25 protein-coding genes are annotated in these 15,928 nt (G+C 46.9%); 14 read left to right on the top strand and 11 right to left on the bottom strand.

Annotated elements, in window-relative coordinates; genetic code table 11:
• Window positions 1–9 precede the first annotated feature (9 nt).
• Together KNQ18_RS06110 and KNQ18_RS06115 are read left to right on the top strand one after the other, a co-directional pair.
• Window positions 10–672, top strand: a complete 663-nt coding sequence (locus tag KNQ18_RS06110; RefSeq protein WP_215084115.1) for a Type 1 glutamine amidotransferase-like domain-containing protein — start codon at window positions 10–12, stop codon at window positions 670–672.
• Window positions 669–1,226: a histidine phosphatase family protein gene (locus KNQ18_RS06115; protein ID WP_215084117.1), complete on the top strand. Its 558-nt coding sequence runs from the start codon at window positions 669–671 to the stop codon at window positions 1,224–1,226. Before KNQ18_RS06110 ends, KNQ18_RS06115 begins: the two co-directional genes overlap by 4 nt.
• 5 nt (window positions 1,227–1,231) lie before the next feature.
• On the opposite strand, the gene KNQ18_RS06120 is transcribed toward KNQ18_RS06115, so the two are convergent.
• Window positions 1,232–1,504, bottom strand: a complete 273-nt coding sequence (locus KNQ18_RS06120; RefSeq protein WP_214770276.1) for a hypothetical protein — start codon at window positions 1,502–1,504, stop codon at window positions 1,232–1,234.
• Window positions 1,505–1,651: 147 nt separating this feature from the next.
• Here KNQ18_RS06120 and KNQ18_RS06125 point away from each other — a divergent pair, with 147 nt between their 5' ends.
• Both KNQ18_RS06125 and KNQ18_RS06130 read left to right on the top strand, forming a co-directional pair.
• On the top strand, window positions 1,652–2,188 hold the full coding sequence (locus KNQ18_RS06125; RefSeq protein WP_075642403.1) for a PadR family transcriptional regulator: 537 nt from the start codon (window positions 1,652–1,654) through the stop codon (window positions 2,186–2,188).
• Window position 2,189: 1 nt separating this feature from the next.
• Complete coding sequence (locus KNQ18_RS06130) at window positions 2,190–2,654, top strand: DUF4188 domain-containing protein (RefSeq protein ID WP_214770274.1); 465 nt, start codon at window positions 2,190–2,192, stop codon at window positions 2,652–2,654.
• Between the two features lie 35 nt (window positions 2,655–2,689).
• On the opposite strand, the gene KNQ18_RS06135 is transcribed toward KNQ18_RS06130, so the two are convergent.
• On the bottom strand, window positions 2,690–2,848 hold the full coding sequence (locus tag KNQ18_RS06135) for a DUF1272 domain-containing protein (RefSeq protein WP_214770271.1): 159 nt from the start codon (window positions 2,846–2,848) through the stop codon (window positions 2,690–2,692).
• 136 nt (window positions 2,849–2,984) lie between these two features.
• Here KNQ18_RS06135 and KNQ18_RS06140 point away from each other — a divergent pair, with 136 nt between their 5' ends.
• The 6 genes from KNQ18_RS06140 (at window position 2,985) to KNQ18_RS06165 (ending at window position 7,024) form a co-directional block, all read left to right on the top strand.
• Window positions 2,985–3,410, top strand: a complete 426-nt coding sequence (locus tag KNQ18_RS06140; protein ID WP_149427436.1) for an Lrp/AsnC family transcriptional regulator — start codon at window positions 2,985–2,987, stop codon at window positions 3,408–3,410.
• Window positions 3,407–4,165, top strand: a complete 759-nt coding sequence (locus tag KNQ18_RS06145) for an aminoglycoside phosphotransferase family protein (protein ID WP_215084119.1) — start codon at window positions 3,407–3,409, stop codon at window positions 4,163–4,165. Before KNQ18_RS06140 ends, KNQ18_RS06145 begins: the two co-directional genes overlap by 4 nt.
• Before the next feature lie 24 nt (window positions 4,166–4,189).
• The gene (locus KNQ18_RS06150) at window positions 4,190–4,813 is read left to right on the top strand and encodes a Type 1 glutamine amidotransferase-like domain-containing protein (protein WP_215084121.1); all 624 of its coding nucleotides are present in this window, start codon (window positions 4,190–4,192) and stop codon (window positions 4,811–4,813) included.
• A 136-nt stretch (window positions 4,814–4,949) separates the two neighbouring features.
• Window positions 4,950–5,384, top strand: a complete 435-nt coding sequence (locus KNQ18_RS06155; protein ID WP_215084123.1) for a MarR family winged helix-turn-helix transcriptional regulator — start codon at window positions 4,950–4,952, stop codon at window positions 5,382–5,384.
• Window positions 5,385–5,443: 59 nt separating this feature from the next.
• The gene (locus tag KNQ18_RS06160; RefSeq protein ID WP_215084125.1) at window positions 5,444–6,427 is read left to right on the top strand and encodes a ring-cleaving dioxygenase; all 984 of its coding nucleotides are present in this window, start codon (window positions 5,444–5,446) and stop codon (window positions 6,425–6,427) included.
• Between the two features lie 54 nt (window positions 6,428–6,481).
• Window positions 6,482–7,024 (top strand): NADPH-dependent FMN reductase, encoded by a 543-nt coding sequence (locus KNQ18_RS06165; protein WP_050678013.1) that lies wholly within the window; start codon window positions 6,482–6,484, stop codon window positions 7,022–7,024.
• Between the two features lie 59 nt (window positions 7,025–7,083).
• Here the strand turns inward: KNQ18_RS06165 and KNQ18_RS06170 are convergent, their stop codons facing one another.
• The 3 genes from KNQ18_RS06170 to KNQ18_RS06180 all read right to left on the bottom strand — a co-directional run bounded on the left by KNQ18_RS06170 (window position 7,084) and on the right by KNQ18_RS06180 (window position 7,896).
• The gene (locus KNQ18_RS06170; protein WP_029341800.1) at window positions 7,084–7,293 is read right to left on the bottom strand and encodes a hypothetical protein; all 210 of its coding nucleotides are present in this window, start codon (window positions 7,291–7,293) and stop codon (window positions 7,084–7,086) included.
• Between the two features lie 75 nt (window positions 7,294–7,368).
• Window positions 7,369–7,539 carry a hypothetical protein gene (locus KNQ18_RS06175; RefSeq protein WP_023468416.1) on the bottom strand — a complete coding sequence of 57 codons (171 nt, stop codon included), beginning with the start codon at window positions 7,537–7,539 and terminating at the stop codon, window positions 7,369–7,371.
• A gap of 12 nt (window positions 7,540–7,551) precedes the next feature.
• A complete protein-coding gene (locus tag KNQ18_RS06180) occupies window positions 7,552–7,896 on the bottom strand; it encodes a DUF2200 domain-containing protein (protein WP_050678012.1) in 345 nt (114 codons plus the stop codon).
• An 82-nt stretch (window positions 7,897–7,978) separates the two neighbouring features.
• Between KNQ18_RS06180 and KNQ18_RS06185 the strand changes: the two genes are divergently transcribed.
• On the top strand, window positions 7,979–8,683 hold the full coding sequence (locus tag KNQ18_RS06185; RefSeq protein WP_215084127.1) for a hypothetical protein: 705 nt from the start codon (window positions 7,979–7,981) through the stop codon (window positions 8,681–8,683).
• Here KNQ18_RS06185 and KNQ18_RS06190 read toward each other — a convergent pair whose 3' ends face one another.
• Window positions 8,684–9,712 (bottom strand): ABC transporter permease, encoded by a 1,029-nt coding sequence (locus tag KNQ18_RS06190; protein ID WP_214770240.1) that lies wholly within the window; start codon window positions 9,710–9,712, stop codon window positions 8,684–8,686.
• Window positions 9,712–10,428 (bottom strand): ABC transporter ATP-binding protein, encoded by a 717-nt coding sequence (locus tag KNQ18_RS06195; protein ID WP_215084128.1) that lies wholly within the window; start codon window positions 10,426–10,428, stop codon window positions 9,712–9,714. Before KNQ18_RS06195 ends, KNQ18_RS06190 begins: the two co-directional genes overlap by 1 nt.
• Before the next feature lie 154 nt (window positions 10,429–10,582).
• Here KNQ18_RS06195 and KNQ18_RS06200 point away from each other — a divergent pair, with 154 nt between their 5' ends.
• Window positions 10,583–11,170 carry a TetR/AcrR family transcriptional regulator gene (locus KNQ18_RS06200; protein ID WP_215084130.1) on the top strand — a complete coding sequence of 196 codons (588 nt, stop codon included), beginning with the start codon at window positions 10,583–10,585 and terminating at the stop codon, window positions 11,168–11,170.
• Window positions 11,167–11,697 (top strand): nucleotidyltransferase family protein, encoded by a 531-nt coding sequence (locus tag KNQ18_RS06205; protein ID WP_174316350.1) that lies wholly within the window; start codon window positions 11,167–11,169, stop codon window positions 11,695–11,697. The genes KNQ18_RS06200 and KNQ18_RS06205 overlap by 4 nt, the downstream gene beginning before the upstream one ends.
• Window position 11,698: 1 nt before the next feature.
• Here the strand turns inward: KNQ18_RS06205 and KNQ18_RS06210 are convergent, their stop codons facing one another.
• From KNQ18_RS06210 to KNQ18_RS06220, 3 genes are read right to left on the bottom strand one after another with little or no spacing between them, the layout of a single operon-like run.
• On the bottom strand, window positions 11,699–12,952 hold the full coding sequence (locus KNQ18_RS06210; protein WP_215084132.1) for a hypothetical protein: 1,254 nt from the start codon (window positions 12,950–12,952) through the stop codon (window positions 11,699–11,701).
• A 30-nt stretch (window positions 12,953–12,982) separates the two neighbouring features.
• Window positions 12,983–14,239 carry a hypothetical protein gene (locus KNQ18_RS06215; protein ID WP_215084135.1) on the bottom strand — a complete coding sequence of 419 codons (1,257 nt, stop codon included), beginning with the start codon at window positions 14,237–14,239 and terminating at the stop codon, window positions 12,983–12,985.
• 5 nt (window positions 14,240–14,244) lie between these two features.
• Window positions 14,245–14,907, bottom strand: a complete 663-nt coding sequence (locus tag KNQ18_RS06220; protein WP_215084136.1) for a hypothetical protein — start codon at window positions 14,905–14,907, stop codon at window positions 14,245–14,247.
• 157 nt (window positions 14,908–15,064) lie between these two features.
• Here KNQ18_RS06220 and KNQ18_RS17405 point away from each other — a divergent pair, with 157 nt between their 5' ends.
• Window positions 15,065–15,187 (top strand): hypothetical protein, encoded by a 123-nt coding sequence (locus KNQ18_RS17405; RefSeq protein WP_255359375.1) that lies wholly within the window; start codon window positions 15,065–15,067, stop codon window positions 15,185–15,187.
• Between the two features lie 201 nt (window positions 15,188–15,388).
• Here KNQ18_RS17405 and KNQ18_RS06225 read toward each other — a convergent pair whose 3' ends face one another.
• Entirely contained in the window at window positions 15,389–15,916 is a 528-nt protein-coding gene (locus KNQ18_RS06225; protein WP_064299819.1) for an HAD-IIIA family hydrolase, read from the bottom strand.
• Between the last annotated feature and the right edge of the window lie 12 nt (window positions 15,917–15,928).

Here is a 15,928-nt window from a genome sequence, read left to right on the forward strand (position 1 = left end):
GGTATCATGATGGACTATTTATTAACGTCTGATGGGATACAAAATCCATCGATTCACAACGCGTTACGCGAGATGCTCAGAAAACCGATTGAGGAATGCCATGCCATCGCGATCACGACAGCTTCCTACGCATTAGGCAGAGGAACGGACCTCGCTGTCAACTTCATTCAAGGAAAAGATGAGGCACCGATGGTCGATTTAGGATGGAAGTCAGTCGGTCTGTTGGAATTATCAGCGGTCTCGGTAATTGATCCAGCAATTTGGCAACCAGCGGTCGAACAAGCGGATGTCATTCTCGTTAATGGTGGTGATCCACTCTTTCTATATCACTGGTTCGTCGAATCGGGCTTCGATCGACTATTACCGCAACTGACCGGTGTTTATGTCGGGATGAGCGCCGGTAGCATGGTCCTTACGCCACGAATCGGAACAGATTTCGTTGGATGGAAAAAGACGCCGGAGCAATCGGACGCAACATTAGGTCTCGTTGACTTTTCAATTTTCCCACACCTCGATCATCCGCAATTACCAGATAATCACTTACAAGCTGCCAAATCTTGGGCTGAGACATTGACGAATCCGGCGTACGCGATCGACGACGCGACAGCGATCCGTGTTATCGGTTCGAACGTAGACGTGATTTCTGAAGGAAAGTGGGTCCAGTTGCGATGAGGACGCTCTATTTCATTCGCCATTGCGAATCGATCAAAACAGGCAGTGATCGAGGGCGGGGATTAACGGATGCAGGTCAAGAACAAGCGCAGGAACTCGTAGCGTTCTTTGAAGCGCTGCCGATTGACGCCATCTACTCGAGTCCGATGCAACGGGCGATGGACTCCGTTCGCCCACTTGCTGAGCAACGAGGTTTGCCGATCTACGAGGCAGCGTTTCAGGAACGGTGTTTTCAGGAAACAGACGAACGTTTATCACCTGAACGGCTAGAAGAACTGTTGAAGCGATCATTCCAAAATGATGATTACGCGCAAAAAGGTGGAGAGTCGAATCAAATAGCACGCAATCGTGCTCTAGTAGCCATCGATCAGCTACGTAAAACCCACCCGCACCACCGATTGGTCGTCGCGACGCATGGTCTCGTGTTGGCGTTAGTGCTCGAACACTACACTGGGCGACCGGCAAATGAGTGGCTGGGCGCGATGGGGAGTCCAGCAATCCATCAGCTGACGTGCGATGCAGACGGGAAAACGTCTCATGAACAACTCTTGTAAAATGATTAAATCTGCCCGCTGAAGATGAAACCGAGAAAGAGCAATAGTAACACACCAAGTGGAACGGCACAGGCGAGACTAACGTATTTGAGAATTCCCGGTTCGCGTCGTTTGATGGCAACGATCCCGAGTCCGATTCCAAACAGATAAATGACAAGTCCAATCGGTATCGTAAGCATCGAGTTTGGTCCGAACGACCAGTTGAGCGGCGGGAAAATCATAGAGGCGATGAGCAGACCGAGCAAACTAAAGAAGAGAGAAGTTTTAGCATATGTCATGTGAGAACTCCTTTTAATTAAGTATGTGAACAAGAATTCGGATTTAAAATGAGAATTCCTGCTTCATCCAGTAAATTTCCTGTTTGGCATTTGAATGAACGGGAACTATATCTAAAAGATACTATCTTTTAGATATAGGAGGGACCGATGCCAAAAGAAAATATGACCCGTTATGCGATTCTCGGACTTCTTGCAAGCGGATGTACGTCTGGTTATGAGATGAAACACACGATCGATACGAGCTTGAATCACTTTTGGAAAATCAGCTTCGGACAAGTCTATCCGACGCTGAAACGGTTAGAAGCGGAAGGTTTGATCGTTGAAGAGGTCACGGATGGGGAACGGAAACAATTCGCCCTGACGGAAAACGGGCATGCAGAGCTCGAGAGGTGGGTCGCTGAACCGTCCGTCGAACTGCCGGTGCAACGGAACGACCTGTTGTTGAAGCTGTACTTCGCTCGACATGCTTCAAAAGAGGTCACCTTGCAGAAAATTCAGGAGCACGCGCGATTGCTCGAAGAACGACTTGAGACGTATCAAGCGATCGATGCGATGATTCGTTCTTATCCGGACTCGAATGATGCCGTCTATTGGTTATTGACGCTTGATTATGGCATTCGGAAGACACGTGCGTTACTCGATTGGTGTGACGCTTCCCTTGAGACCCTTGAAGGAGGAAATTGACATGAAACGGATCATTGCGACTCCGAACAAAGACGTCGTCGTGTTTATCATCGGTTTACGGATCAATCGTCTGCGTTCCGTCCGGCAATGGTTGCCGACGGTCCAGGCGATGGGACCGATGCTACAAGAGTGTTATGCAAACGATGTCGGTCTGATTTCGCATGAGTCACTTGTCGGTTGGCGTTCCGTGACGTTGATTCAATATTGGCGTTCGACGGAAGAATTGATGGCATATGCCCATGGTTCCCGTCATTTGACGGCGTGGAAACGATTCAATCAGAAGGCACGGACATCAGAAACGGTCGGGATCTTTCATGAAACGTTCGAAGTCAGCAATTATGAGTCGATGTATGTCAATCTTCCAACCCGAGGTCTAGCGAAAGCACTCGGGGAGTCGGCGATCAAGCCGCATCAAGAACAAGCAAAAGGACGCTTAGCCGAGCGGCAATCACAAGAGACGATCTAAATAGACAAAAGACGGGTGCCGAGGCATCCGTCTTTTTATGTCGCGACTGGCGTGACGGGTTCAAGCATCTCCCCGCAGTTTTGGCAAATATGCTCGAGCGTTTTCGTACACGGTTCGCAAAACGTACAAGCGTGCGAGCACTGATAGACTGTCGTTTCAATCGTTTCTTGACACCGGACACAGGTTGATTCCATATGTATCACCTCCTGTAATTAGTATAAGAAAAGCATTTTGAGGAGCACAGTAGGAGAACATAGGGAAAGGCTATATTTTCCTTTGATTCCGTGTTAATTTGAAGAAAGTGGTTTTAATTCGAAAGGGAGATGAAAAATGGACCAAATTGATCAACAGATTGTCCGGATTCTGCAAGACGATGCCCGGATTCCATGGTCGGAACTCGGACGACAGATCGGGTTATCGGCACCTGCCGTCATCGAACGGGTCCGAAAAATGGAGGACGCGGGAATCATCGAAGGATTCCGCGCTGTCATTAATCCAGAAGCACTCGCGCAAGGGTTACTCGCGGTCGTCATGTTCGAAGAGACACGCTGCGCAGGCTTAATTGAATTTTGTAAAGGACATCCAGAAGTCGTCGAGTGTCACCGCCTGACCGGTAGCTATAACTTCATGGTCAAGTTGCAAACCGCGTCCGTTGCAACACTGGAACGTTTTCTCGATGACGCATCGGTCTACGGCAAACCGTCGACCTGGATTCGACTGTCGACGCCAGTGCCGTTCACGGGATATACGGTATGACGGAAGCGACACTTGTACGGATCGAACAACTGACGGGAGATATCGAGCACGTCGAACAACTCGGTGAGCAAGGGGGAACTTCGATTGTGTACCGGATTGAAGCAAAGAAAGGGAGTTACTTACTAAAGACTGCTACGGAAGCGAGATACCTAGAATGGCTCGCAGAAGAAGCAATTGTCTTAGAAGAATGGATGCAACGAGAACCAGGGTTCCTACCTGAGTACGTTGGTTTTTTTAAGACGGAACAGCAAAACCATCTCTTGATGCAGTGGCGAGACGGGATGACGTTGACGACAGCTTTAAGACAGGCGACAAGCGAGCAACGGATTCAGCTGTGGCAAGCGTTCGGAACGTATCTTTTCCAGTTTCATCAACGTACGACAGGGGGAACGTCACAGGAGTGGTTAACGGAACGACTTATGACAGCGGAACGTTATGTCGCATCTGCTTGGACTTCCGGTACGTTGGATTTACTGAAACGATTAAAGTCCTCCTGTCCGGAGCCGATAACTGCCAGTTGGATTCATGGAGACTGTACGACGGACAATCTGTTCATCGCGACGGACGGAACGCTGTCGTTCATTGATGTCGGAGCGATGAGACCGGGCGATCGGCGGTATGACATCGCTCTTGCGATCAGTCCAATCATCGATGATCCGTCAGCCCTTGATGCCTTTTATGAAGGCTACCGTTTTGAGCGACTGACTAAACGAGAATTTGATTATTACGAACACGGACTGTATTCCTTTTTCTAAAAAGCGTTGCAAAGGAGAAAAAAGATGAACCTCATGCTAATCGGAGGCGGTCAACTGGTTGCTCCGTCTCATCAATTCATCAATCGGCATGTCGTTCAACTGACGAAACACGCGCCACATATCGTCTTCCTGCCGACGGCAAGTCGAGATGAATCGTTATACCAATACCAATTTCGAGATACATATGAAGCACTTGGAGCGATCGTCTCGGTCGTCACGCTATTTGACGACGAACTATCCATGGCGACGCAACGACGATTAATAGAGTGTGCCGACATTCTTTATGTCGGCGGTGGCAATTATCCGTTACTCGTTCAGATGCTTGCTCTAAAAGGCATGGATCTATGGCTTGAACAAGCCGTTAAGCGTGGAATATGGTACGTCGGTGTCAGTGCTGGAGCGATCTATGCGATGGAATACGGGATCCGTACGAGTGAGGACGAAACGGACTATTGCCTGGATACGGGGCAAGGCTGGCTGAGCGGTTGTATCTGTCCTCATTTAAACCAGGAAAAACGGGCAACCCGTTTTCAGGAACACCTGCCTCAAATGAATCACGCGATCGGATTACCTGATGATACGGCGTATATTCTTTCTGGGACAGATCACTATCGATTAGGAGAAGGGCACGTGCTTTGTTTTAAATGATGATAAACGCTTCGAACATCTAAAGTGTTTATCATCATTTAAAGTGATTCAAAACAGTTGACGAACAAAAATCAGGATGGTATATTTATCTCGAATTAAAGATATATGAATTGAAGATACAAAAGAGGTGAACGAAATGACACGACCGAATCCGAACTTGAAAGCATTGACGGTCATGGTGCGCGCAGTTGATGCGTTACATGAAGTCATCAAGAAGGATGTTGCGCAATGGGGATTGAACCCGACGGATTTTTCGGTTCTTGAGTTGCTGTTTCACAGGGGCAGGCAACCGATTCAATTGATTGGGAAAAAAGTCTTGATCACCAGCAGTAGCATCACCTATGTCATCGATAAGCTCGAAAAGAAAAATTACGTTGTCCGAAAAGCATGTCCAGAGGATCGGCGTGTGACATTTGCGGAACTGACCTCTGAAGGACACCAACTGATGGAAGCTATTTTTCCAAAGCACGAGCAAGCAATCAATCAAGTATTTCAAGGAATAGCCCCGTCAGAACTCGAAGCATTCATCGAGACAGCCAAAACGATCGGCTATCAAGCAAAAAAACAATAAAAAATTTTTAGGCTGATATCTCGAATTCAAGATAATAACCATTAAAGGAGCGATTTTTCATGAATGAATTAAAAGGAATCCACCACGTGACAGCGATTACGAGCAGTGCCGAGAAAAACTATGACTTCTTTACGAACCTCCTAGGGATGCGATTGGTCAAGAAGACCGTCAATCAGGATGACATCCAGACGTATCACTTATTCTTCGCTGATGATAAAGGATCTGCAGGCACGGATATGACATTCTTTGATTTCCCTGGTATCCAAAAGGGATCACACGGAACGAATGAAATCTTCAAGACAGCGTTCCGTGTCCCAACGGATGCGGCACTCGAATACTGGATCAAACGCTTTGACAAATACGACGTCAAGCACCGTGGTATCAAAGAACAATTCGGCAAGAAGACGCTCTCGTTCGTCGATTTCGATGAGCAACAATACATGTTGATTTCTGACGAGCATAATCAAGGTGTCGCTTCCGGCACACCGTGGCAAAATGGTCCGGTACCCCTCGAGTTCGCGATCACGGGACTCGGTCCAATTCACATCCGGATCGCGGAATTCGACAATTTAAAAGCGGTACTCGAACAAGCGATGTTGATGCGAGAAGTCGATCAAGCTGGTTCCCTGCACTTGTTCGAGATGGGCGAAGGAGGAAACGGCGCACAAGTCATCGTTGAGCACAACGTCGTTCTACCAAGCGGACGTCAAGGATTCGGAACGGTGCACCACGTCGCTTTCCGCGTTGAAGATACGGCTGCCTTACAGGAATGGATCGAGCGGATGCAACAACTACGCTTCAACACGTCCGGTTACGTCGATCGCTTCTTCTTCGAGTCCCTCTATGCCCGTGTCGCGCGCGGTGTTTTGTTCGAATGGGCAACGGATGGTCCTGGTTTCATGGGTGACGAGCCATACGAAACGGTCGGGGAGAAATTGTCGTTACCACCATTCCTCGAGCCGCAACGAGAACAGATCGAACAAATGGTCCGTCCGATCGATACGGTCCGGAGCACTCGGAAAATCGAAAAAGAATACCTTTAAGAGAACGCTACGATAACGTAACTAATCGCATCTAAATAAGAGGAGGAAATGAAGATGGAGAAATTAAACATTGGCATCATCTTAGGGTCAACACGTGAAGGACGTCTCAGCCCACAAGTCGGGAACTGGGTCAAACAACTGGCTGATCAACGAGGTGACGCGAACTATACGATTCTTGATATCGCGGACTACAAATTACCGCTCCTAGGTGAAAAGGATGGGGATGCGTCGGGTGCTGCTGCTTGGTCGAAGGATGTCGCAGCACAAGACGGATTCGTCTTCATCGTTCAGGAATACAACCACTCAATCGCAGCGTCACTCAAGAACGCGCTCGATTATCTACGGGTCGAATGGAACAATAAAGCAGCAGGGATCGTCTCTTACGGTTCTGTCGGTGGAGCTCGGGCGGCAGAACACTTGCGTGGCATCCTCGGTGAGTTATTGATTGCCGATGTCCGGGTGCATCCAGCGTTATCCTTGTTCACTGATTTCGAGAATGGATCGGTCTTAAAAGCGGCAGCCGTTCAAGAAACATCGGTCAACCAGATGCTCGATCAAGTCATTCCGTGGGCAACGGCATTAAAAACGATTCGCTAATTCGTGATTGATCAGAAAACCCCCTCATTTCGCTGAAATGAGGGGGTTTTCTATCGTTGTCATGTACAACACGACGTGACGCGGCGCAGATCCTTTTCTTGAATGTAAAGCGTGTGTTGGCGGACTTTATAAGGAATGTCAGCCGCTTGAAGACGTTCGAGATAGTGACCCGTCGGAGCGACCGTCCATTTCACATATGTTGTTGCGGCATTCGGTGAAGCAAGACAGATGAGTAGCAAAAGCGGAAGGATCCATTTTCGAATCTTCAATCGTATACCTCCTTCATTATTTCAAATACTGTATTAATGATTTTATTGTTTAAATCAAAAACTAAAAATCACGACTCACGTCAACAAAAAATAACTGACCATCAAGCCGACCAACAGACCACTAAAAGCAAGTCGATAGACGGGTGAACGATGGGTTCCTTTATTTCGTTTGACTTGATAGACGATGAAATAGGTCACACTGGTCACCATGACGAGGATCGCCAGTGTACTGAGTAAAGTAGACATCAGCATTTCTCCTTATCGTAAGATTTTAGCTAACGCTTTTCCTTTCGCCAACTCATCGACGAGTTTGTCGAGAATCCGGATGTTACGAATGTGCGGATCCGTTAGATTTTCCACACGAATCCCGCAGATGACGCCAGTGACTAAAAATCGGCGTTCGTTCAGGTCGGGTGCGTGCTCGAAAAAGGCTGCGACAGTTTGGGTTTGTATGGCTTGTTCAAGAGTTGATTGCGTGTGTCCGGTCAACCAGAACAGCACGTCATCAAGCTCGTCTTGCGTCCGTTGCTTGCGCTCGACTTTTTGACGGTATACCTGATACAGCTGCTGCATCGGCATTTGAAATACTTTTTCGTAACTCATCTGAATCGCCTCCTTTCATGGTAACATATGGGAAAAGGTCTTGTGTCAAGGATTTTAAGTCGGTTTGGAGGTGCAGGATGAAATGAGACGTCGAATCATTGGAATGACTTTCATGACGTGCCTAGTACTATTTTTAGGCGTCGTAGGTGTAAAACTATCGTATCAGGCATTGATCGATCCACCGATTGATCAATCGACAGGAAACTGGGTACGTGTTCCGAGTACGATTTTACCGACTAAAAAGGTCATCTATGCGAAAAAAGAGCAAATCATCAAACAACTGGATTCTTCAAAAAGCGGGCACGAAGGATATCGGAAGGAACCTAAAAAGAAAAAACCGATTGAGCTTGGACGAGGTTTCTTGACGGATGCGATCAATCAAATCGCTCGTGTGACTCCTTGGATTGTCGCTTTAGTGATCATCTTCTATCTGTATCGTCGACAACGATTCAACCGCATGCAGTGGTCATTTCCACCAAGGCATCAACCAAAACGAACCGCTCTATCGCTAACGCTAACGCCTGAAGTCCAGTCCTCATCAGAAGACAGTATTCTTGATTCAAAAATTCGTGAAGCAGTGCGCGCGTTCAATCGGTCACTTGCTCCAGCGCAACAGCGACGGACACATGAGACGCTGACGGAGTGGTTAACACGTTTAGAGGTCACGGTTCCGTATGAGATGTATCAGCTCGTTCGGTATGCCGACGTGGCAGAACAGACACTTGATCCTTCTCGACGGACTGTTTTCCTTGAACAGCTTAAGCAAAATCAGACACGGCTCGTGTAATCAGCCGTGTCTTTTTTGGTGTCCGCGATATTTATTGAGAGCGAGCATGTTCAACAGGAACAACACTGCACCATAGAGGAATAATCCAAGCCAGTACGGCCAGATGCTTGACCAACCGTTGCCGTAGACGAGCACCTCCTTGATCGCGCTCGCTCCGTAGAAAATCGGGGTGATATATCCGATGTTACCGAGTCCATACGGGATTAAATCAAGCGGAATCAAGCCCGAGAAGAAAATCTGCGGAATGATCGTAAAGGGAATCAACTGGACGACTTGTAATTCAGACTGAGCAAAGATTGAAATCGTTGCGCCGAACAAGACTGCGACGACGGCAAGTCCAAGCATCGTCAGAAAGACCCAGATGATCGAGCCTTCAGATGGTAAGTCAAGAACGGTCGTCGCGTACAGGACGACAAGAATTGCCTGGATGGAAGCGAAGACGCTATAGCCGAGCGTATAGCCGAAGATGACGTCGGTTTGGCGAATTGGTGTCATCATCAATCGCTCGAGCGTGCCGCCACTGCGTTCCTTGACGAGTGCCATTGCCGATAAGATAAAGACGAAAAAGAAGGAGAACAAGGATAAAAAGACGAAACCAAGCGCATCAAACGTCGATTGATCGACATTTCCGTAAAGATAGTTCGTCTCGAGTTGCATCGTCGGTTGCAGGGATGCCAATCCAGCTTGAATCTCACGTAACGCTTTTGAACTTTTCGTTGAAGGTTCGCGGAGGTTCAACGCTAGCTGATTGTCTTTCATATCTAAGACGACGTCGACCGTTTCATGATCCTTTAGATAGGCGTCAGCATCGCTGCCGTTATATGTTTTAATCGACAGATCCTGTTTTTCGATCGCTTGCGAGACTGGAGCCGGTACATCTTGACTGATAGCGACGACAGGCGTGTAATCATCGTTTCCAAGTAGGAAATAGATCAAGGTGAAGATTAGTAATGGAGCAAGCAAAATCAGTCCGACGCTTCGTTTATCGTTCAACGTTTGACGGATGACCCGTCGTGCGAGTTGCCACATTACGTCACGTCCTTTCCAGCGAGCAGGAACAGTTCCTCGACCTGACCGTTTTCAGTCTGCGCAAGTAAACGGTCGAGCGGATCGTAGGCGATGATCCGACCGTTATAGATCAGTGCTGCCCGGTCGCATTCGTTGATTTCATCCATGACATGGGTCGAAACGACGATCGTCGTGCCTTGCGTACGGATCGCTTGGAATTGATTCCAAATCTGGCGACGTAACACTGGATCGATCCCGACGGTCGGCTCATCCAGAAATAGGACGCTAGGGCGATGCAGGATCGAGATGGCGAGGGACAATCGTTTCTTCATCCCGCCGGAATAATGGCGAACGAGCTTTTTTCGATCATTCGTTAAATCGACGAGTGTCAAGACCTCGTCGATTCGTTTTGCTAAATCCTGACGGGACATATTGTATAAGGAACCGAAAAATTGCAGGTTCGCAAGGCCAGATAAATCCTCGTATAAGGCATCGTTTTGTGGCATGAAACCAATCTGCGATAACATCTTGAAATTTGGTATCGAAGTGTCGCCAATCTGAATCGAACCTGCGTCTGCTTGGATTGCACCAATCATTAAACGAATCAATGTCGTCTTTCCGGAACCTGACGGACCGAGCAAACCACAAATTTCACCGGACGGAATCAAAAGATCAATCTGTTGGAGGACATTCTGTTGATGAAATGATTTTGATACACCTTGTAATTGTAGATCCATCGTATTCTCCCTCCTTTTATGAAATAATTATTGAACAACGTGTTGATTAATTTCATTATAAAAGGGAGAGAAACTGGGAGCAATGACCAGTTAACGTTCATCTGTCGCTTAAGCGACACATCTCGATAAAATGTTGAAGAAAGAGGCGATTTCGATGAAAAAACAGGATTTACGCGTTATCCGGACCGACCGGAGGATACGCGAGACGTTCCTTCAGCTGATCGACGAAGTTGGATTTGACGCCGTGACAATTAAGTTGTTGACGGAACGGGCGGAAGTCAATCGCGGGACGTTCTACCATCATTACGCGGATAAATACGAACTGCTCGAGCGGATGACGAATGAGGTTTTTGAAAAGATCGAAGCGACGTTCGAACGCGAGATTCCATTCGTCCTGATCAACAAAACGGAGGACTCACCATACCGACGAATCATCCCGTTTCTAACGTTTCTTTATGAACACCGGACGCTGATGCGGATCTTACTCAGTCCGACGAGTGACGGGATGTTTCGGAAGCGAGTCCGTGATTACATGCAACAGATTCTGTTCTCGGGACTACCGGAACAAGGAAAACGGCTTGTTCCAGAAAATTATCTCATTGCCTATCTCTCAGCCGCCCATCTCGGTGTCATCGAATCCTGGTTGAGCCACCCAAACGAGACATCACCGGATGAAATTGCGCGAATCATCTTTACGATTTCGATGGAAGGACCGTTTCGAGCAGCGGGGTTCCGGCGATGAGTCTTGAGCAAGTCTTAGAAAAAGTCGTCGTTTGTTTGCAGCGAGAACGGATTCATTTTGGTATCGGTGGTTCATTATTGTTGGCGCAGCATGGACTACCAGTTGTACCGCGCGACATCGATCTCGTCGTCGCGTTAGCGGACGCCGAACGAGCAGTCCAACTGTTGGCGGACATGGGGACTGTCGTCGAACAAGACAAGACGTCACTTTATGCGACGGAAGTGTTCCAGGAATTTATCATCGAAGGAATCGATATCGATTTGATGAGCGGACTGCAGATTCGTCATGGTGAGGGCGTGTTCATCTATCCGTTTGATGAACAATCGATTGATTCAACTGGACGTCCGTTCATGGCACTCATCGATTGGTACGTCATCTATCAACTGATTCCAGGACGGGAACAAAAGGTCGCGATGATTGAACAGTATCTCACGAAACAGGAAGTGGACCATGAGCGACTGGAACAGCTGAGACGACTCGTTCTTCCAAAAGCAATAAGGAATCGGATAGATCAATGGCTGAACTAACTCATAAGTCGCGCAATAAAACTACTTCGTTCGTTGCCGGTAAGTAAGCATGAACGGAGTCGAGTAGTCCGCAGAGGACGTACTGATCGAGCGCATGGTCGAAGACATAATATGGCTTTAATGTCAGATAAGGCATGAGTGCGTCACGTATGGCTTTTTTCGGCACGCTATTAGGCAACGGTTGTGACGAGTCATGGTAGAGCGCGATAATCGACTCGTTATCAACGATTAGGCTGACTTCATAAGTTTCTTCAATCAGGAGAATCGTCAAACGACGTTTATGAGCGAGATTTGGGTCGTCATGTGTTCGGCGTACTTTCACGTTAATGAATGGAAAATCCCGATAGATTTCCTGAATCGTCCACGCTCCTGACTCCTCAGGATACTCCGCAGCGATGAGGTCTACAGCAATTGACTTACAAGTCATCAATGTCCCATCGGTCAACGGTCGGTAATCCGGGTGTGGCGTTTGAGCTTCGGCATCGCGTGCCGTGACGGCGTCTCTCCGTTTAATCAATTTGCGCGTGTAGGAGAACGTAGATGGTTTGTCCCATGTCACGATCTCATTCATGGCAACGGACGAAGTGTCTGGATCACTAAAGGGATACGTGAGCGAGTCGTTTTGAGAAACAAAGATTTCCTCGATTGTATGCGCCTGTATTCGTTGTTGATCACCAGGAGCTGAAAAGAACCGTATCTGTTCTGTAATGATCGGTGTGATTTGAACAGGTGACAGTGAAAACGATTCAGTCGGATAATTGTTGCTCAGGGCGGGGGTTCCATACACACTGAAAAAATCAAGCGCTCCGTCGTCCGTCAATTCAAGCGAAATGAAAAAACCAGGGAAGAGGCGAATTCCGTTTTGGCAGCTGACATACTGATACAGCGAATCTTGGTGCTTCAGTAACATGAACTCCTGGTCGAACGTCATTCCTAATTCTTGCTCTAGCCAGGAAGTTTGTGTGTCTGAATCACGCAAGTCCTCTGGAAGAGAATAAATTGTGACATCACCATGTTTGTTGATTGATGTCGTTCGTCGTGTAGCTGTATCGACTTGAATCTCTATCGTACCGTCTGGATAACTCTCGTCTTCAGACCAAGGGCCGTGATTGATGGGGAACCAACACGTCTCAAGCGAATATTGCGTTTCACCACGAATTTTTTCACGGCGATAGAAGGTTTCATGTAAAACATAATCGTTCAGTTGATATTTATCTTGAATATGGGAGATTAAATCTTTCGTTAATGGATGCAACTCGTTCACTCCTTCGTATCTATCTTCACTTTATAGATTGCGCAATAAAACGACTTCATTTGTTGCCGGTAAGTAAGCATGGTTCGAGTCAAGCAAGCCACAAAGAACGTATTGACCTTTTGAAGCGGCAAACACATAACGCGGCGTGAGTAAAAGGTACGGACGTAATGCGTTGAAGATGATGTCTTGCTGCTCATCTTCGAGCTCCGGTGCGCTAACGGAATCGCACACGGTATGGAGTTCCTGATCGTCGGTCAAGCTAATCCAGTGAAGCGTCTTTTCGTCAAGGAGAATCGTGACGCGCCGATGCTGATCAACATAGGACGTCGGATGCGCGCGTGACAATTTGACAGCAAGGTAGGGATGTTGCCGGTAAATGTGACGAATCGCCCATTGTCCTGATTCACTAGGGTAGACGTTTTGGACGATTTCTTGAATCGTAATTCGACAGGCGTTCACCGTCTTTTGCTGGATCGGACGAAAATCAGGATGTTCGGATTGCGTGATCACATCCTCTGCTGTCACGCTTGCTGCTGATTGGATAGGATGGCGTTTGAGAATTGAAGAGGACGGATTTGTCCACGTTAAGATGTCATTTCGATCGAGTGACGACGTGAAATCCAGTTTACTAGGCACAAGGATAGACCCTTCTTGCGTCACGACCGTCTCGACGACGGTATGCGCGTATTGATGTCCTGGTTTTGTATAGGAGAACCATTTTAGTTGTTGTTTAGTTAGCGATTCGATGTCCTCGAGCGTTAAGGCGAAAGGTTCCTGTTTCACATGATGATCAAGCGGATGAGGACCGTATAGGAACAACTCATCGAGTTGACCGTTGTCCGTTAACGTCAGATGAATGAAACAACCGGGAGACAGCCGAATCCCTTCATGACAACTCACATAACTAAAAAAAGTGTCGTTTTCTTCTTCTACCATAAAATGCGTACCATGGATCATGTCGGTCTCTGATTCGATCCAAGCCATCCGAGTGGTTGGATCACGTAAATCGTTCGGAACGGAATGAATCGAGGTCGGACCGTGTAAGGATAACGTCGTCGTTCGTTTCGTAACAGGGTCAATCGTAATCTGCACGGTTCCTTCGGGAAGCATCGTGCCATCCTCTTCCTCGATAACCGATGCACCTCGCGGAATCCAAAACGTTTCAAAAGAGTAGACGGTTTGGTCGTTTATTTTGTGTCGAGCGAAAGATGACTCATAGAGAATGTAATCATTTAACTGATACTTCTCGAGAATGTATTCAATTAGCTGTTTTGTTAAAGGATCCAAAGGATTCACTCCTTTTCTTGTACGTCTTCTGTATCGTCAACTAAGGTCGGAACGACGAAGTCGGGTAAGGTATTAAACAGGCGATCGGCCGTCTCAAAAAACGGTTGATTCGAAACAACATTCACGACATCTGCATCGTAGCTGAACGCAAAGATAGACATGTTTTCCTGCATGGAGACGATGACCGTTTTTTCTGGTCTTTCGGAGTAGTAGTGCGTTCGGTATTCAATCCGGAAGACATTTGGTTTGGTCGACCAGATGACAAGATCATTCCAACTCGCGTGGGAATGTAAGTAAGAATACAGGTGTTGAAAATCGGTAACATGTTTCAGTTCAGCGACGATGAAACGTTTGTCCGCAAGTGGTGTTAAATCATTATATGTAATTGAACAAAAGCGACATAACGCTTCAAACTCTTCTTTGTCATAACGATTCACCTCTACACAGACGAATAGTGGGAAAGCTTGTAATCGATGAAACCACTGCTCAAGAAATGAACTTTCAAACGAGGAGGATTCATCGTCTGGATTCGTAAAGATGCTAAAAGCTGACGTGTAGTCTTGTTCGATGACGAAGCGCAAATTATCAGGGTCTGAAAAATCATTTGGAATCAATTGAAGATCATCATCGTAATAATAAGGCATGTACTCAAATGTTAATTGCAACATATTCACCTCTGTTTCGTACGTTCAGTGTAACGTGAATCCCTTCATAATGAAGGAGAATTGAAAATTATTACATAATTGTAAGGGTTCAAAATATAGTGAATGTAATATTATAGTAGAATAAATATAAGAGAACCATTGAAATATAGGAGGAAAAAAAGTGTCAGATTTTAATCTAGCTATGAACGTGTTATTCGGAAGTGTCCATATCATCCTCATGGCGATGGCTGTTCCATCGATCATCTACGCGCTTTATCTATTACGAAAAATCGCTAATAAATGATTGCAGGGATTTATTGGTAATAAAAAGAAGATAGTTAAAGTACCTACGCATTATTTAAAGGAGGCGATAACATGTCATTTTGGACATGGTTTGCAATCTTATTTGTGTTAGCGGTTAGTGTCTACGCATCTTCTCAACCAAAACGTTCGAAGAAATAACAAAGGCGCGACTTCCATTGTGGAAGCGCGCCTTTTCGTTTATTCAGTTTTGCGTATCGAGCCAAGCGATCGCGTCCGTCAAGTTGTCGGCAATGTAGTCAACGTTTGCTTGTTCCATTCGGTCAGCGTAATCACGAATGGAGCTCTCTCCGGCACCGGTTCGAACTAAGATTTTGATACACCCGGCGTGCGCAGCAGCCATCATATCACTCCAGCGATCCCCGATGACGACACATTGCTCGAGTCGGAGATCGTGTTTTGCTTGTGCCTGCCATAATAAATTTGGTGATGGTTTGCGACAAGTGCAGCGATCTTCCGCTGCATGCGGACAAATCAGCGTATCATCAAAGCCGAAGCTCTGTAATTCTGTTCGAAAATCCTCTTCGCGGGCCAAGCCTTTTGAGATACCAGGTTGATTCGTAAACGCAATCAGTAAAATCCCTTGATTACGTAAGCGTTCGATTAGCGAAGGAACGTAAGAAAATAACGCAAACGTTCCAGGGTAGTGGACGGTGGCATCTCCACCAATCGTTCCGTCCCGGTCAAGAAATATTGCCTGAATAGAATTCATGTGTACAACTCC

It is taken from the genome of Exiguobacterium sp. s78, from assembly GCF_018618985.1.
In the GTDB taxonomy this organism is placed as follows: domain Bacteria; phylum Bacillota; class Bacilli; order Exiguobacteriales; family Exiguobacteriaceae; genus Exiguobacterium_A; species Exiguobacterium_A abrahamii.

Bases quoted from the DNA above. Each gene is read 5' to 3' on its own strand.
- KNQ18_RS06110 (WP_215084115.1), top strand. From the start codon at position 10: ATGGACTATTTATTAACGTCTGATGGGATACAAAATCCATCGATTCAC.
- KNQ18_RS06115 (WP_215084117.1), top strand. From the start codon at position 669: ATGAGGACGCTCTATTTCATTCGCCATTGCGAATCGATCAAAACAGGC.
- KNQ18_RS06120 (WP_214770276.1), bottom strand. From the start codon at position 1,504: ATGACATATGCTAAAACTTCTCTCTTCTTTAGTTTGCTCGGTCTGCTC.
- KNQ18_RS06125 (WP_075642403.1), top strand. From the start codon at position 1,652: ATGCCAAAAGAAAATATGACCCGTTATGCGATTCTCGGACTTCTTGCA.
- KNQ18_RS06130 (WP_214770274.1), top strand. From the start codon at position 2,190: ATGAAACGGATCATTGCGACTCCGAACAAAGACGTCGTCGTGTTTATC.
- KNQ18_RS06135 (WP_214770271.1), bottom strand. From the start codon at position 2,848: ATGGAATCAACCTGTGTCCGGTGTCAAGAAACGATTGAAACGACAGTC.
- KNQ18_RS06140 (WP_149427436.1), top strand. From the start codon at position 2,985: ATGGACCAAATTGATCAACAGATTGTCCGGATTCTGCAAGACGATGCC.
- KNQ18_RS06145 (WP_215084119.1), top strand. From the start codon at position 3,407: ATGACGGAAGCGACACTTGTACGGATCGAACAACTGACGGGAGATATC.
- KNQ18_RS06150 (WP_215084121.1), top strand. From the start codon at position 4,190: ATGAACCTCATGCTAATCGGAGGCGGTCAACTGGTTGCTCCGTCTCAT.
- KNQ18_RS06155 (WP_215084123.1), top strand. From the start codon at position 4,950: ATGACACGACCGAATCCGAACTTGAAAGCATTGACGGTCATGGTGCGC.
- KNQ18_RS06160 (WP_215084125.1), top strand. From the start codon at position 5,444: ATGAATGAATTAAAAGGAATCCACCACGTGACAGCGATTACGAGCAGT.
- KNQ18_RS06165 (WP_050678013.1), top strand. From the start codon at position 6,482: ATGGAGAAATTAAACATTGGCATCATCTTAGGGTCAACACGTGAAGGA.
- KNQ18_RS06175 (WP_023468416.1), bottom strand. From the start codon at position 7,539: ATGTCTACTTTACTCAGTACACTGGCGATCCTCGTCATGGTGACCAGT.
- KNQ18_RS06180 (WP_050678012.1), bottom strand. From the start codon at position 7,896: ATGAGTTACGAAAAAGTATTTCAAATGCCGATGCAGCAGCTGTATCAG.
- KNQ18_RS06185 (WP_215084127.1), top strand. From the start codon at position 7,979: ATGAGACGTCGAATCATTGGAATGACTTTCATGACGTGCCTAGTACTA.
- KNQ18_RS06190 (WP_214770240.1), bottom strand. From the start codon at position 9,712: ATGTGGCAACTCGCACGACGGGTCATCCGTCAAACGTTGAACGATAAA.
- KNQ18_RS06195 (WP_215084128.1), bottom strand. From the start codon at position 10,428: ATGGATCTACAATTACAAGGTGTATCAAAATCATTTCATCAACAGAAT.
- KNQ18_RS06200 (WP_215084130.1), top strand. From the start codon at position 10,583: ATGAAAAAACAGGATTTACGCGTTATCCGGACCGACCGGAGGATACGC.
- KNQ18_RS06205 (WP_174316350.1), top strand. From the start codon at position 11,167: ATGAGTCTTGAGCAAGTCTTAGAAAAAGTCGTCGTTTGTTTGCAGCGA.
- KNQ18_RS06220 (WP_215084136.1), bottom strand. From the start codon at position 14,907: ATGTTGCAATTAACATTTGAGTACATGCCTTATTATTACGATGATGAT.
- KNQ18_RS06225 (WP_064299819.1), bottom strand. From the start codon at position 15,916: ATGAATTCTATTCAGGCAATATTTCTTGACCGGGACGGAACGATTGGT.